Annotated in this window: 15 protein-coding genes and 3 tRNA genes; 3 read left to right on the top strand and 15 right to left on the bottom strand. The window is 44.6% G+C overall.

Translation table 11 applies throughout. The annotated features are described in order from the left end of the window. Positions 1-118 precede the first annotated feature (118 nt). Positions 119-805 (top strand): AzlC family ABC transporter permease, encoded by a 687-nt coding sequence (locus tag HMPREF1705_RS08470; protein ID WP_009201207.1) that lies wholly within the window; start codon positions 119-121, stop codon positions 803-805. Continuing rightward, positions 802-1,113: an AzlD domain-containing protein gene (locus HMPREF1705_RS08465; protein WP_009201208.1), complete on the top strand. Its 312-nt coding sequence runs from the start codon at positions 802-804 to the stop codon at positions 1,111-1,113. The genes HMPREF1705_RS08470 and HMPREF1705_RS08465 overlap by 4 nt, the downstream gene beginning before the upstream one ends. 81 nt (positions 1,114-1,194) lie before the next feature. On the opposite strand, the gene HMPREF1705_RS10955 is transcribed toward HMPREF1705_RS08465, so the two are convergent. From HMPREF1705_RS10955 to thrS, 15 genes are all read right to left on the bottom strand, one after another. Next, positions 1,195-1,341 (bottom strand): hypothetical protein, encoded by a 147-nt coding sequence (locus HMPREF1705_RS10955; RefSeq protein ID WP_165588947.1) that lies wholly within the window; start codon positions 1,339-1,341, stop codon positions 1,195-1,197. A gap of 472 nt (positions 1,342-1,813) precedes the next feature. After that, positions 1,814-1,890, bottom strand: a tRNA-His gene (locus tag HMPREF1705_RS08460). A gap of 33 nt (positions 1,891-1,923) precedes the next feature. Next, a tRNA-Arg gene (locus HMPREF1705_RS08455) sits at positions 1,924-1,999 on the bottom strand. Between the two features lie 84 nt (positions 2,000-2,083). Continuing rightward, complete coding sequence (locus HMPREF1705_RS08450; RefSeq protein ID WP_009201211.1) at positions 2,084-4,450, bottom strand: endonuclease MutS2; 2,367 nt, start codon at positions 4,448-4,450, stop codon at positions 2,084-2,086. After that, entirely contained in the window at positions 4,450-4,998 is a 549-nt protein-coding gene (locus tag HMPREF1705_RS08445; RefSeq protein WP_009201212.1) for a CvpA family protein, read from the bottom strand. The genes HMPREF1705_RS08450 and HMPREF1705_RS08445 overlap by 1 nt, the downstream gene beginning before the upstream one ends. Before the next feature lie 12 nt (positions 4,999-5,010). Continuing rightward, entirely contained in the window at positions 5,011-5,250 is a 240-nt protein-coding gene (locus tag HMPREF1705_RS08440) for a cell division protein ZapA (RefSeq protein ID WP_040348530.1), read from the bottom strand. 11 nt (positions 5,251-5,261) lie between these two features. Next, complete coding sequence (locus tag HMPREF1705_RS08435) at positions 5,262-5,576, bottom strand: hypothetical protein (RefSeq protein ID WP_009201214.1); 315 nt, start codon at positions 5,574-5,576, stop codon at positions 5,262-5,264. 16 nt (positions 5,577-5,592) lie between these two features. Continuing rightward, entirely contained in the window at positions 5,593-7,986 is a 2,394-nt protein-coding gene (gene pheT / locus HMPREF1705_RS08430; protein WP_009201215.1) for a phenylalanine--tRNA ligase subunit beta, read from the bottom strand. After that, positions 7,986-9,029: a phenylalanine--tRNA ligase subunit alpha gene (pheS, locus tag HMPREF1705_RS08425; RefSeq protein WP_009201216.1), complete on the bottom strand. Its 1,044-nt coding sequence runs from the start codon at positions 9,027-9,029 to the stop codon at positions 7,986-7,988. Before pheS ends, pheT begins: the two co-directional genes overlap by 1 nt. A gap of 36 nt (positions 9,030-9,065) precedes the next feature. Then, a complete protein-coding gene (locus tag HMPREF1705_RS08420; protein WP_009201217.1) occupies positions 9,066-9,722 on the bottom strand; it encodes a potassium channel family protein in 657 nt (218 codons plus the stop codon). A 17-nt stretch (positions 9,723-9,739) separates the two neighbouring features. After that, the gene (locus HMPREF1705_RS08415; RefSeq protein ID WP_370739605.1) at positions 9,740-10,987 is read right to left on the bottom strand and encodes a TrkH family potassium uptake protein; all 1,248 of its coding nucleotides are present in this window, start codon (positions 10,985-10,987) and stop codon (positions 9,740-9,742) included. Between the two features lie 68 nt (positions 10,988-11,055). Next, entirely contained in the window at positions 11,056-11,415 is a 360-nt protein-coding gene (rplT, locus tag HMPREF1705_RS08410) for a 50S ribosomal protein L20 (protein ID WP_009201219.1), read from the bottom strand. 30 nt (positions 11,416-11,445) lie between these two features. Further along, on the bottom strand, positions 11,446-11,646 hold the full coding sequence (gene rpmI, locus HMPREF1705_RS08405; RefSeq protein WP_040348064.1) for a 50S ribosomal protein L35: 201 nt from the start codon (positions 11,644-11,646) through the stop codon (positions 11,446-11,448). A gap of 36 nt (positions 11,647-11,682) precedes the next feature. Beyond that, a complete protein-coding gene (infC, locus tag HMPREF1705_RS08400) occupies positions 11,683-12,189 on the bottom strand; it encodes a translation initiation factor IF-3 (RefSeq protein WP_009201221.1) in 507 nt (168 codons plus the stop codon). 268 nt (positions 12,190-12,457) lie between these two features. Beyond that, positions 12,458-14,332, bottom strand: coding sequence for a threonine--tRNA ligase (thrS, locus tag HMPREF1705_RS08395; RefSeq protein ID WP_009201222.1), 1,875 nt, complete (start codon positions 14,330-14,332; stop codon positions 12,458-12,460). A 186-nt stretch (positions 14,333-14,518) separates the two neighbouring features. On the opposite strand from thrS, the gene HMPREF1705_RS08390 reads away from it, so the two are divergent. After that, positions 14,519-14,596 (top strand) — tRNA-Pro (locus tag HMPREF1705_RS08390). Positions 14,597-14,679: the final 83 nt, after the last annotated feature.

Genomic DNA, 14,679 nt, shown 5'->3' with positions numbered 1-14,679 from the left:
TATTGCTTAACCAAATTTCCAGAGCTATAATCGGGGATCAAAACGGTTTAAACCCTAATACGAATCCTGATATTTTATTTACAATGCTAAAATTAGGCCGAAATGGGGGATACTATAATTGAAATTACAAACATTCTTTAAAGGAGTGCGTGACGAAACGCCACTCCTCCTTGCCGTCATGCCCTTCGGGGTTATATACGGTATTATGGCATTAGAGGCCGGCTTAACCAGGTTTCAGGCTCAGTCAATGTCCTACATCATATTTGGCGGTTCTTCGCAATTTGTGGCAAGCAAGTTATTTGCCGAATCCACCCCTTGGTCGATAATCGTATTAACCGTGGTCATGGTGAACTTGCGACACCTGCTATACAGCGCCTCGGTGGCACCCTACCTAAAAGAACTTCCCCTGGGATGGAAGGCGACGCTCTCCTATCTGCTGACGGATGAAGCTTATGCCGTAACTATAAATCACTATCAAAAAAGACCTGACGACAGATACGGCCATCTTTACTTTTTAGGTGCGGGTCTGATTCTGTGGTTAACATGGCAGATGAGCACAGCAGCCGGGATTTACTTGGGAAAGATGCTCCCATCAAATTGGCCGCTGGATTTCTTTCTACCCCTGACCTTCATAGCCATCCTTGTTCCCTCTTTGAATAACTTTCCCGCCATAGCTGTTGCATTGACGGCCGGAATATGTTCGATCTTTTTTTACGGATTCCCCTATAAATTAGGATTGATTGCCGCTGCCTTAGCCGGTATGACCACAGGCTTTATTATAGACATGAGGAGGCGCAGGCCATGAATGTATGGTTGGTCTTGCTTCTGGGAGGAATTTTCACCTATCTTACGCGAGCATTCTTCATATTTCTTTTTGGCCTTTGGGAAATACCTTCTTGGGTAAAAGAGTTTTTGCGCTTTGTGCCTCCAGCCGTTCTGTCGGCTCTTATTGTTCCCGAATTATTTGTGCAATCGGGAAAGGTTTTTATTTCCCTCGAAAATGTCAGGCTATTGGCAGGCATTGCCGCCATATTTACCGCACTGCTTACCAAAAATACCCTTTTGACAATACTGACGGGAATCGTCTTTGTGTTTATCTTTAACACATTTTAAAAATCGTGATATCATAATCAACCAATACAAACCATTGGTTTTGCTATGCAAAATAAAAGAGGGTTAATGTTATTTATTACTTCATTTTGAGACTATCTCCTTGATCCTCTCATCATCAAGACTAAAGGGCGCCCTTACGATCAATTTAGCATCGTCCGTCACTTGCAAAGCTATCGTCTTTCTTTTCGTTCTGATTATTATCTCGATCTGTACGTCCATGGGCTTCATTTTATTTTTCTCCATACATGTGATAAGCAAGCTCGATCAATTTCTCCGCTATCTCGTTTCTTTTTTTTGAACAAAGTTTCCTGTTTTTCATTCAAGATGCAGTCCTTATCATTTGGGCAATTAATGTGCAATGGTTGTACAATAAGTGCGATTAATGTGCAATGGTATAAAAGGACCCCGCTCCCCTTTTCCCGCTTTCTTCTACAATCATTCTTTTCCATCAAAGAAACGTGGGATGTAATACCTATAGTCATTGAGCGTTCGAGGCCTTAGGCCCTCCAACTCCTTTTGGAGCAGAAATTCTTCAAAGTAATCTTCCCAGCTATTAAGTTTACAAAACCTCAAGACTTTTCCCATTTCAATCCCCCTTTTCATGGACACTGGACTCGTACATTTTGGGAGGAAATTGTTTGAAAAAGCACAAAAGGGGGAAAGCTTGAAAAGCCTTGCTGTTACTGGATTTGCATAAAAATGGGGTGAGCGAGGGGACTTGAACCCCCAACCCCTGGAGCCACAGTCCAGTGCTCTGACCTATTGAGCTACGCTCACCATCTCTTTGCGGTATTCATATTTTTCGTTTCTTGGCGTGCCCGGGGAGACTCGAACTCCCGACCTTTGGATCCGGAGTCCAACGCTCTATCCACTGAGCTACGGGCACCTGTTCCGTTTGCCCATATAATATAACCAATTAAGCACGATTGCGCAAGTACTTGCCTTGGGATCTTAAGCTTAAGGAATCATCTCAATTTATCCCCTTAAACCTCACAATAGTAACACCATATCCGCCTTCACCCGGGCCTCCGAGGCGATATTCCTCGACATAGGGCAGCCTTCTGCATAAGTCGTGGACTTCGCGGCGCAATATTCCTTCCCCCCGCCCATGTATAATTGTGACTTCCCTGTATCCCGCTCTGAAAGCTTTATCCAAATAGGCCTCCACCATCGGCATAGCCTCATCGACAGTCATTCCTCTTATCATTATTGAGCTGGAGACATTTTGCGGCCTTTCGACGCTGATCTTTATGGAAGGTTTATCCTTCCTTTCTTCCCCCTCCTCCAGCACCTTTAACCTCTTAAGAGGAACATCCAAACGGATAGGCCCTGCTTGAATTGTGGCTTTATCATTATCCACCTTTTCTATAATTCCAGTGGCATTCGTCCCAAGGACTTTAACTTTATCCCCCGTTTTTGGTACCTTACCCTCAGATATCGAAGACTTTTCTTCGATACGAGCAGCTTCCCGCTCTTCGATTGCTCTCAATATATCATCGGTTCGTTTTTTTAAACTTGAGAAAGTCCTGTGTGCTTCTTTCGAACTTGCTGTCTTGCTTATTTCTTTAAGAAGCAACTTAGCTGATTCCTGAGCTTCTTTTATCAGCCGCTTAGCCTTTTGTTCCGCCTCAGCTATAATACCCTCCCGCTTCTCTTCTAAGGCGGCTAATTTTCTATCGAGCTCTCTTTTGACAGCCTGGACTTCGGCCCTTTCTCTGGCAAGTTCTCTAGCCTTTTCCTCCAGATCTGACAGCTTTGCCCTTAAATTAGATACGAGCTTTTCCAGCGAGGTATCGCTGGTCTTTAGCTCTCTTTTGGCTATCTCAAGAACGTCTTCGGGCATGCCCAATCTTCTTGCTATCAAGAGAGCGTTACTTTGCCCCGGGATTCCGAGGAGCAATTTATATTTGGGCATAAGGGTTTCCGGGTCAAAATCTACGCTGGCCGTTTCGACATTTGGCGTTGTTAGGGCATACCTTTTTATAGAGTTATGATGGGTCGTAGCCAACAGAGAAGATCCGCGTTTCAAAAAAGTTTCAAGTATTGCTATTCCAAGGGCTGCCCCCTCTTCCGGATCTGTCCCCGCTCCAAGTTCGTCTATCAGAAAAAGAGAGGTGTCGTCAGCCTGATCGAGCATTTCAATTATGCGCTTTATATGACCGCTAAAGGTCGATAGATTTTGTTCGATGCTTTGCTCATCGCCTATATCGGCTTCAACGCGAGAAAATTGACCGACTCGAGAGCCTCCTTTTACAGGAATGGGAAGCCCGCACCAAGCAAGATATATGCAGAGTCCCACCGTCTTCAACGCAACGGTTTTCCCGCCCGTGTTGGGCCCCGTTATGACCAGGGCTTTAAAATTCCTCCCACAATGCACATCAATAGGGACTGCCTTGACACCTAATAGTGGATGCCGTGCATTGATGAGATAAAAACCGCTTTTATCTTCTATTTCAGGAAAGGTCCAGTCGTTTTTTTGAAGAAAATAATATATACCCCACATCATATCGAATTGTCCAACCAGATCTTGAGCCCTTGTTATGGCTTTTTCTCTTGAAATGAGCATGCTCGTAAGTTTTTGACATATTCGACGCTCTTCACGCCTCTCGTCTTCTAATAGCATGGCAATCCTGTTATTCACGGCGACTAATGAGTGAGGTTCCATGTAAAGGGAATTACCTGAGCTTGAATAGTCTACAAATACACCCGGGAAGGAAGACGCGCTTTCTTTTCTGACCAACAAAACATATCGGCCATTACGCAAAGCAATTACCTGGTCTTGAAGTTTAGAGGAGAGGGACGGATCAGATATTATATTTTGACCTATCGCTCTGGCCTGTCTTTTGGCTGACTCTAGCTCCCTTCTTATCTCGGCAAGTTTCGCTGAGGCGCTGTCATATAACCTTCCATCTTCGTCCAAAACAGACAGCGCCTGTTCTTCATCGCTGAAGTCGCCAAGTTCGCCGGCTTTTTCGGCCAATCTATCGTAGCCCTCTCTCAAAAAACTAGGGCTCAAATTTTTGATCTTCACGACAAGGCTGATCAAAAACTTAAAGGGCAAAAGCTCTTCGCCAAAAAGAATCCCCTTTGATTTTCCCTCTTCCAAAATGCCATCAAGGGAAATTAAACGATCATCCCATGGGAAATCGCCCTTTGTGTCAATATATCGCTCAAATTCTCTGAACAAATTTTGTCTATCGTTGAGTCCATTTATATTTTGAGAGGGCTGGACACTTTTCAGATAATTTTTTCCAAGTTCGGTACGAACATATTTATCGTAAAATTTTAATATCTTATGGATTTCAAGGAGCTGTACAGTTTGATTGCCGGATATCATTACACACGTACCTTTGCTATAAGATTTGGAAGGGAAATATGATTTATTATTCCTTTATTGAAAAGCCAGGAACTAACATAGCTCCACAGATCGCCCGCAAATGTCATGGCCTTGCTTTGATACATCCAAGACATTTCAGAATTTCCCAAATAGCCAGATGCCATTTCAAAGGCTAGATAGATTAGAATTAGTATTACCGAAGCTTTCGCAAAACCGCAAAAAGCCCCAATAACCTTATCTACCAACGAAAGATGCCCAAAGTAAACGACTTTTCTGACCAGCCTGCCTAACAAGGATACCACTAAATTGGCAACCAAAAAAATTGCCACTATCGCAATCACATAGGCAATTACATCGTTTATTCCGAGCTTAAATTTTAAGAAACCTGCAAGATCAGGGGAATACTTCCAAAGCAGGACAAAGCCGGCTAGAGTACCCAGTAGACCAGAAAGTTCGTTTACGAATCCACGGGCAAAGCCTTTAAACATAAAAAAGATCATCATCAGAAGAGCCAAAAAATCAGCAATTACTGAAACATTGAGGGTCATTTAACTCACCACTTATCCTTCCGTATCCTTCAAAGCATCCTGCAGTCGCCTTTCGAGAAAGACCATATTATAGGCCAAATGCAACGATGTCAACAAGAACCGCTCCTCCTGGCCTAAGCGATTAGAAGTCTGCGAAAAGGCCTCCTGAAGTATTTCAACAACCCTCCTGGTCGTCTCGTCATCCAGGCTGGTCTTTATGTTATAATGCCTTCCCCCCAGGTTTAATTCAACGGTCCTTTTATCTTCATCCATTCCCACTTTTATCAAACCTGCTTTTCTGTATTATTACTTTTGTTTTCATGGGGCATCCCAAGCGAAACAGACAATTTCTGATGTAACCTTGATAACTTTTCCTCGTATTCCGACCTTTCTTTCTTAAACCTCATCAGCTCTCTCTCCATCGTCTCTATTTGACGCTGGTGCTCTTTTTTCAGTCGTATTATTTCCAAATCCTTCTCCTGCAATTGTTCCTTTATGGTCTCGACCTGCTTAGAGAGCCTTTCGTTTTCTTCTCTGGTTGCCGAGAACTTCTCGCACAAGGTATCGATCATCTGTTCGATCTTCTCTAAAGCCTGCATGCTGCTCTCACCATCCTTATCTCAGTTTTAGTCCCCTGGACTCAATTTGGGACCTAAGTCTGGTGTGAAGTTCGTCAACCTCCTCATCGCTCAACGTTTTGTCGGGGTGGCGATATTCCAGAGTAAAAGAAAGACTGCGATGTCCTTCGGGAATGTTTTTGCCCTTATATATATCAAACAATCGGATCGAGGTCACCAAATCCGAAGAAAGATCGCCAATGAGCTCACCGATTTCTTTGACCGTAACGTCCTCAGGAACTATCAAAGATATGTCCCTATAGACGGAAGGAAATCTGTGGACTTCTCCAAACCTGGGAGGTTTAGCCATCAAAAAGGGTTTGAAGGTAACCTCGAAAACATAAAGCGATGCGGGTAATTCAAGGCGGCGTTCAATAGATGGTTTGATCTTAGCCATAAAACCTATCTTACGTCCGTCGGATATAACATCGGCCGTCTGACCGGCATGTCCAAAGGGCTCGCTACCGGGAAGAACGTCAAATTTAAGCCTAAAAGCATCTGCTAAGGCGAGTATATCACCTTTCATAGTGAAAAAATCATCCCTAACTGCTTCTTTATAGGGGGACCTGTCGTCCTTGCCCAAGAATATTGCACCTGCTATGTGTTTTTCTTCTATCAGATTCGCACCCTCTCTGAGAAAGACATTTCCAATCTCAAAAATCCTGACGGGGAAGCGCCAACCCTTTCTCAAATTATCGCATATTACATTTACCATTCCGGGCAGCAGGAAGGTCCTTAAAAGGGATTGATCCATACTCAAAGGATTCGCCAGGGCAAAGGGATTGGCCCGACTGTCTAAAGCGGGTATGGACAAATCCGCAATGAATTTAGGCGAGATAAAGCTATAGTTCAGTATTTCAATATAACCCCTTGCCATTAATGTTTCTCTGATCTTTCTCTCGGTTCGGGATTCAAGCCCTATGGTCGCCGAATCGTGAATCCTGCCCGGAAGGCGAGCCGGCAGCTCGTCGTAACCCTTAATCCTGGCCACTTCTTCTATCAGGTCTTCCTCTATTTCCACGTCCATTCTATAGCCAGGAACTTTGTAGATGGCTTTTTCCTCTGAACAGGACTCAACCTCAAACCCAAGGGGCATAAGTATACTGGAAGCCTCCGACAAGTTCCCGGTACCTGTATATGTTTTTAATTTTTTTGCCGTTAGAGGCACGAATTTCTCTACAGGAGCGGCATCTCCCTCCCGGATAACGGATGTATAAACTTTGCCGCACTTCCACTTCTTCATCAGATCCAATGCACAGGACAAGGCCAACGGCGCTTTAGCTTTGTCCACTCCTCTTGCATAACGATAAGCTGCTTCGCTGTTTATGCCAAGGCGTCTTGCCGTTGTGCTTATTCGAGCCGGCAGGAAATGTGCCGATTCTATCAGTATTCGCCTCGTATTTTCGTCTATTTCGCTGTTGGCGCCTCCCATCACTCCCGCCAATCCGATAGGCAGCCCTCCGCTTGTTATCAAAAGATCGTCCGAAGATAATATGTGCTCCCTACCGTCTAATGTGGTGATCTTTTCGCCATTGCGTGATGACCTCACGGTTATCTCCGGCGCCGGAAGTTTGTCCAAGTCAAAGGCGTGCAACGGTTGCCCCAACAACAACATCACGTAATTGGTTACGTCGACCACGTTACTGATTGGACGAACCCCGCATAATGCCAGCCTAACGCGGCACTTAATAGGAGAAGGTGCTATCTCAAGCTCTTCGGCAAAGCCCAAACAATATAAGGGACATCCCGAATCTTCTAAAGTAACCCCCTCGAAACTTACCGGCCAATCAGAAGACTCTGTAGTGGAAGGAAAATTTAATTCTTTTAGGCGGGAGCCAGTAAACAAAGCATGAGCTTCCCTAGCCATACCGACCATGCTCAGTAAGTCGCCTCTGTTCGGCGTTACGGACACATCTAAAACAACGTCCTTTATCCCGAGCCAGGAAGCAGCATCTCCACCTAAGGGCGCATCTTGGGGAAGGATTAAAATGCCCTCTTCTTGCGACAACAAAGGAAGTCCAATTTCATCGGCAGAAAGCATCATGCCGAAACTTTTCACTCCATCAAATTCCTCTATTCCGAGAACGGAACCGTCGGCTATAGTGGCGCCCGGAGGAGCGTAGGGCACGATGTCCCCTTCTTTTACGTTTTGGGCTCCCGTTACGCAGATTGCCCTTTCATCTCCCCAAACCAACGTGACCACCTGTAAGTTTTTTCTCTCACGATGGGGGGCCATTTCCAACACCTTGGCAATAATGATGCCGTCGAGCTTTTGTGCTGTATAGGACAAGTTCTCCACTTCTGCACCGGCCATTGTCAATTTTTCGGCGAAATCATTGACATTTATCTGAAGATCAACGAGTTCTGTCAACCAATTCCATGATACAAGCACTAATTAACACCCCCTGCGAGAAAAGCAATATCACCGGAAAACAATATTCTTAAATCGCTTAAACTGTACTTCAGCATAGCCACCCTGTCTATTCCCAATCCCCAGGCAAAGCCGTTATAAACTTCGGGGTCAATACCGCCCGCTCGAAGAACCTTGGGATGCACCATTCCCATTCCGCATATTTCAAGCCAGCCTGTACCCTTGCATATCCTGCAGGCAGGATCTTCACCCGAACATGCAATACATTCGACGTCCATCTCTAAAGACGGTTCCGTAAAGGGAAAATAGCTTGCCCTGAACCTTGATTTTAAGGGTCTTCCAAAAACCTTATCTATGAAATGGACCATACATCCCTTCAAATCCGATATCGATACATCTTCATCGATCAAAAGCCCTTCCAATTGATGAAACATAGGCGAATGAGTGGGATCGCTGTCTCTTCTGTAAACCTTGCCCGGACAGACTATCCTCAGCGGTGCCCCATACTTCAGCATGGACCTCACTTGGACAGGAGAGGTATGGGTCCTGAGCAAAAGCTCATTGCCCTGAAGATAAAAAGTATCCTGCATATCCCTTGCCGGATGATGGGGTGGAATATTAAGAGCCTCGAAATTATGAAAATCATCTTCAACCTCAGGTCCTAGCGCTACGGAAAAACCAAGCCCTACAAATATATCCATGAGTTCGTGCATGACTTCAACGACAGGATGAAAACCGCCCCAAGGCCTGCCTTTTGGCGGTTGAGTGACGTCAATGGCATCCTTTCTCTCCTGTTCCCGTTCCTCAAAAAGAGCAAGCTCTTCCATTCGCCTTTTAAGCATGTCTTCAATGGTTGACTTTAAGTCATTAATTGCCTTACCCATGGCAGGTCGATCCTCTGGTGGGAGGGTTCCCAAACTCTTCAACATTTGGGTAACTATTCCCTTTCTTCCTAAATACCGAATTCTAAGCTCGTTCAGGTTTTCCGACCTTTTGGCAAGTTTCAACTCTTTTATAAAGGCATTTTTAACATCTTCGATGCCATTAGTTTTCGGATTCACCATTTCCCCTCCTTACCAGACTGGCATATTGTCGTTAAATTAAAGGCTCTTGAGCTTATCAATGTCTTCACGTTCTCCGATGACTGTAAGGACGTCCCCCTCCTGAAAAACGGTATCGGGGCTAGGAATCAATTTTGTCCCCTTTCGTTCTAGTAGCAATACAGTTAAATTATATCTCTGTCTGAAGTTCAGTTCCGCCAAGGTTTTCCCCCACATCTCTTCCTTCGCTTCAATGGAGCCTACCAAATAGGAACTGCCGGGCAACGCAGCAAATTCGCTAAGCCAGGGGAAAACAATGTTTTCGGCAATCCTGATGCCCATATCCCTCTCTGGAAATATGACCCTGTGCGCTCCCACCTGCGCAAGCACTCTGGCATGAAGTGAGCTTTGTGCCCTAGCTATGATATGTTTGACGTCCAGACCTCTCAATATAGAGGTGGCCAATATGCTGGCTTCGATGTTCTCTCCTATAGCTACGATAGCGACGTTGGCCTCTTTTGCTCCGACTTTAATCATAGCTTCCTCGTCTGTAGCATCGACCTGCGCAGCCAAATCCACTATATCGGCAACTTCCTCGACGCGGTGCATATTTCGATCAACGGCCACAACCTCCTGTTTTAGGGCAACAAGCCTGCGACAAACGGATTGTCCAAACCTTCCCAGACCAATTACGATCACTGTATTCTTGTCATTCATTATATCTTAACACCTCTTTAACCGATGGGGATGTATGCGCGAGGCAGGTTAATGTTTTCTTTTTCTCGCTTCTTAAACACCCCGTACATGAAGGTAATAAGCCCTACTCGTCCCCAAAACATCAGTATTACTAACACTAATTTTCCCGCAGACGATAGATGTGGCGTTATTCCTAACGACAACCCCACGGTTCCCAAAGCCGATACCACTTCAAAAAGGATCTGGTCGAAGGAAAAAGGCTCAAAAAGGGACAGAAGAACTACGCTAACAAAGATAGTCGTTAAATATAGGGTAATCAAAGTAGTGGTGTTAACGATCAGATCAGATGAAATAGACTGATTAAAAAGAAAGGGTTTTTTGCCCCTCAAATTTGATTTAACGGTACACCACAAAATTCCAGCCGTCGTCGTCTTAATGCCCCCTCCTGTAGAAGCAGGCGATGCACCGATAATCATGAGAAGAACGACTATAATGTACCCTGCCTTGGAAAAGTTAGACGGACTAATTGTATCAAAACCGGCTGTCCTTGGAGTTACTGCCATAAAGAGAGCATTCCACAGCTTTAATGGGAGGTTATACTCTACAAACGCCCCCTTCCATTCGACAAAAAGAATTAAAAGGAAACCAAATATTATCAACATCGAAGTGGTCGATAAAACCAGTTTAGCGTAAGGCGATAACCTTTTATGGGATTTCGCTTTGGAAACCCATTCCATGTAAAAGGGAAACCCTAACCCTCCTAATATTACAAGAAACATTATAGCTCCAGGTATCATAAAGCTGTTGCTATAGCTTTCCAAATTATTTGAAAATAATGAAAAACCGGCATTGCAAAAGGCGCTGATGCTATGGAATGCAGCTGTGAAGAGTGCTTCTTTATGAGACATTTCCTCTGAGAATTTAATGAAAAGAGGGATGAAACCAATGGCTTCAAATAATATCGTAACCTTTAGGATCTGAATCAACAGTTTGACTGCCCCGGAAGGATACTCCAGGCCCTTTTCCTTTATAAAATAAAATCGCTGCCGTATCCCAATCCGCTGCCCCATTAAAAAGGGCACAATAGTCATCGCAGTCATTATCCCCAGACCGCCAAGCTGAATAAGGGCCATTACGACAACTTGGGACATAAGCGTCAAATCGCTACCGGTATCGACAACGATCAGGCCCGTAACGCAAACGGCAGATGTTGCGGTAAAAAGCGCATTTATCAAAGAAATGGGCTTTTGGGATAAATTAAAAAGCCATATCAAAAGGGTCCCCACCGCTATGAGCGATAGGAACCCGAACACTATAGTTTTTTCAACCTTGAGAGAACTATAGGTTTTGATATCTATCGGACCAGCGCCTCCTTTGCTTTTTCAACCAGCTGTCCAAAGGCTTCGATATCCGATACAGCAAGTTCTGCTAGCATTTTGCGATTGATCTCGATGCCGGATTTGCGCAACCCGCTTATAAAGGTGCTGTAGTTCATACCATACACGTGAGCTCCAGCGTTTATTCGCATGATCCAAAGTTTCCTGAAATCGCGTTTTCTGTTGCGCCTATCCCTGTAAGCATAGCTCAAGGACCTGAGCATTGCTTCTCTTGCTCTTTTAAATACATTCTTTCTGCGGCCGTAATATCCTTTGGTCAGCTTAAATAGCTTGGCCCTTTTATTTTTAGTGGCAGTTCCACCTTTTACTCTGGGCATTATCTTTCACTCCTTATTTAAATCTTGCAATTAATTGGAATAGGGCATTAACTGTTTAATTTTTCTGGCAAATGCCTCATCGAGGTAGCCCTTTTGTTTTAATGCTCTAATGCGTTTTTGATTCTTCTTTCGAAGCAAGTGCCCCCGGTTAACTTTTTTGTAGGCCACTTTTCCGGTGGCTGTTATTTTAAATCTTTTCTTAGCTCCGCTGTGAGTTTTGATTTTTGGCATTGCCATTCCTCCCTTTTGGTTTCATGAATGTAGAAATCAGCTTTGAGACTGCGTATCTTTCGCTGCCTTGCTCTCTGACTTTTGCTGAATAGGTGCCAGCATCATGCGCATATAACGGCCTTCCATCTTCGGGTCCGAATCAGCTTTTCCCAAGCCTTCACAGTCCTTCTTCACCCTTTCGAGCACCTCTCTGCCCTTATCCAAGAAGGCCATCTCTCTGCCGCGGAAAAATATGGACACCTTTACCCTATGGCCACTACCCAAAAAATCCTTGATGGCCTTAACTTTGAAATTATAATCGTGCTCATCGATCTTCGGACGCATTTTTATTTCCTTGACCGTCTGAACTTTCTGTTTTTTGCGAGCCTCTTTGTCTCTTTTTTGTTGTTGATATCTGTATTTGCCGTAATCCATGATCCTACATACGGGAGGATTCGCCTGAGGAGCAACTTCCACCAAGTCCAATCCTCTCGTCTCGGCCATCTCCAGAGCCTGTTGGATGGGAACTACCCCTACCTTGGATCCATCGGCATCGATCAGCAAGACCTCAGAAACCCTTATCTCCTCATTTACCCTTGGTTCGTTTACTTTCGCTATAACTGGTCACCTCCACAATAAAATAGGGACTGGCAAACAACGCCCAGTCCCTCACAGTCTCTGTAGCAGTCAAACACCACTAGCTACTAACTTTCAGACTTAACCCGAAAGGCAACTTTCGCGCCACCAGGTGAGAGGGCGGGCCCTCTGCTTATCGCAATACGAAACGTTTTTGCAATATATCACGAAAATTGTTCGAAAGCAAGCAGTCTATTTAAAAATCGTCTTTCAACGGGTAATATTCGTTGCTCAAAAGTTCTTTCAGAGCTTCCAAGCTCATACTACCCAGATCTCCCTTGCTCCGATCCCTAACTGAAACCACCTCATTTTCGACTTCACGATTGCCGATGATTATCATATAAGGAGTTTTTTGCATCTGGGCATCCCTTATTTTTTTGCCCAAAGTCCCCTCCTTGCGATCCACCTCGACTCTAACGTCCTGTTTTTGCAAAAGAGAGGCCACGTTTTTGGCATATGTCAAATGTTCATCCGATACAGGCAATATTTTGACCTGAACGGGGGCGAGCCAGTACGGAAAAGCTCCTGCGTACTGCTCTATCAATATACCGAGGAACCTCTCCAGGCTCCCAAGAACCGTCCTGTGTATCATAACCGGCCTATGGGGCTCTCCATCCGGACCTATATAGGTGATATCGAATTTCTCCGGCATCTGGAAATCCAATTGGATCGTGCCGCATTGCCATGTTCTGCCAATGCAGTCTTCTAGGTGAAAATCAATCTTGGGTCCGTAAAAAGCGCCATCGCCCGGATTCAGCTTGTATTCCACCCCTTGATCGTCGAGCGCCTCCTGGAGAGCTTGTTCAGCCCTGTCCCAAAGGGCCTTTTCTCCCATTGCATTTTCAGGCCTGGTCGATAACTCCACGTGATAAGGAAATCCGAAGACACCGTAAATATATTTGACAATATTCATTATGTCGATTATCTCTTCTTTGATGTGATCCTCGGTGGTAAAAATATGCGCATCATCTTGGGTGAAGCATCTAACGCGCATGAGACCATGCAGAACACCGGACCTTTCGTGTCTATGAACCACCCCAAGCTCGGCCAACTTCAACGGAAAATCGCGATAACTTCTGAGCTGGGATTTATATACCAAAATTCCACCGGGACAGTTCATGGGTTTTATGGCAAAGGGTTTGCCATCTATTTCCGTAAAATACATATTTTCCCTATAGTGATCCCAATGCCCCGATCTGATCCACAAATCCTGATCCAATATTAAAGGAGTTTTTATCTCCTGATAGCCCCTTTGGACGTGAACCTTTCTCCAAAAATCAACCAAGACATTTAAAACTACAACTCCCTTGGGATGAAAGAAGGGAAACCCCGGAGCTTCGCTTTGCATGCTAAATATATCCAGTTCTTTCCCAAGCCTCCTGTGATCTCGGCGTTTTGCCTCCTCAACCTTGGCAAGATAAGCCAAAAGATCCTCTTCCGTAGGGAAAGCGGTGCCGTATATGCGCGTAAGCATGGGATTCCTCTCGTCCCCTCTCCAATAAGCACCGGCAACAGACAGAAGCTTAAAATGCTTGAGATATGATGTGTTCGGCACATGGGGACCTCTACACAAATCTATAAACTCGCCTACCTTGTAAAGGGATAGGGTATCATCTTCTATTCCATCTATAAGTTCCAGTTTATAAGTATCGCCACGCTCCTTGAATATGCCTATAGCTTCGTCTTTGCTTACTATCAACCTTTCAAAGGGAATAGCCTCAGCTGCAATTTTCTTCATCTCTTCTTCTATTTTCGGGAGATCGTCTTCTGTTATGGTAGTAGGAACGTCCATATCGTAATAAAAACCGTTCTCAATGGCCGGACCAACACCATATTTAGTTCCGTGATAAAGTCTATATACAGCCTGCGCCATTAAATGCGAGGTGGAATGTCTGAGTATCTCAATGCCTTCGGGGCTGTCAATTTCTACCGGCTCTATATTGGCATTTTCTTCCACTGTCGTGTCAAGATCGCATAACTTTCCATCTATCTTTACGGCAATCACTTTGCCGTCTATTCCTCGTTCCTTGATAATTTCCGAGGCTTTCTTTGGATATTCATTTACAGACACCTATATTCCCTCCCTATCTTATTTGACATTATTTAAAATTATATCATAGCTTGTTCGCTTTTTAAGTATACGCCTTGCTTCTTGATATGAAAAGCCAACAAACTCCTGCATAAAAACGTGTCGGTAAAGATAATATCACAATTTGCTTGACCCTATCCTCCATGCAGGTTAAAATATGTCATGCATCGGGACGTAGCGCAGCATGGCTAGCGCACCTGCATGGGGCGCAGGGGGTCGGAGGTTCAAGTCCTCTCGTCCCGACCATAGCGAGTTAAGGCGGGGTTAGGCCCCGCCTTTTTTCATCATTATTTAATATTTAACTTATTATTTGAAACAAGAAGGTGAAA

It is taken from the genome of Acetomicrobium hydrogeniformans ATCC BAA-1850, assembly GCF_000160455.2.
Lineage (GTDB): Bacteria > Synergistota > Synergistia > Synergistales > Acetomicrobiaceae > Acetomicrobium > Acetomicrobium thermoterrenum.
The sequence above is the reverse complement of the archived record's forward strand: the minus strand, read 5'-3'. Positions and strand labels throughout refer to the sequence as shown.

Bases quoted from the DNA above. Each gene is read 5' to 3' on its own strand.
- HMPREF1705_RS08465 (WP_009201208.1), top strand. From the start codon at position 802: ATGAATGTATGGTTGGTCTTGCTTCTGGGAGGAATTTTCACCTATCTT.
- HMPREF1705_RS10955 (WP_165588947.1), bottom strand. From the start codon at position 1,341: ATGAAGCCCATGGACGTACAGATCGAGATAATAATCAGAACGAAAAGA.
- HMPREF1705_RS08450 (WP_009201211.1), bottom strand. From the start codon at position 4,450: ATGATATCCGGCAATCAAACTGTACAGCTCCTTGAAATCCATAAGATA.
- HMPREF1705_RS08445 (WP_009201212.1), bottom strand. From the start codon at position 4,998: ATGACCCTCAATGTTTCAGTAATTGCTGATTTTTTGGCTCTTCTGATG.
- HMPREF1705_RS08440 (WP_040348530.1), bottom strand. From the start codon at position 5,250: ATGGATGAAGATAAAAGGACCGTTGAATTAAACCTGGGGGGAAGGCAT.
- HMPREF1705_RS08435 (WP_009201214.1), bottom strand. From the start codon at position 5,576: ATGCAGGCTTTAGAGAAGATCGAACAGATGATCGATACCTTGTGCGAG.
- pheS (WP_009201216.1), bottom strand. From the start codon at position 9,029: ATGGTGAATCCGAAAACTAATGGCATCGAAGATGTTAAAAATGCCTTT.
- HMPREF1705_RS08420 (WP_009201217.1), bottom strand. From the start codon at position 9,722: ATGAATGACAAGAATACAGTGATCGTAATTGGTCTGGGAAGGTTTGGA.
- rplT (WP_009201219.1), bottom strand. From the start codon at position 11,415: ATGCCCAGAGTAAAAGGTGGAACTGCCACTAAAAATAAAAGGGCCAAG.
- rpmI (WP_040348064.1), bottom strand. From the start codon at position 11,646: ATGCCAAAAATCAAAACTCACAGCGGAGCTAAGAAAAGATTTAAAATA.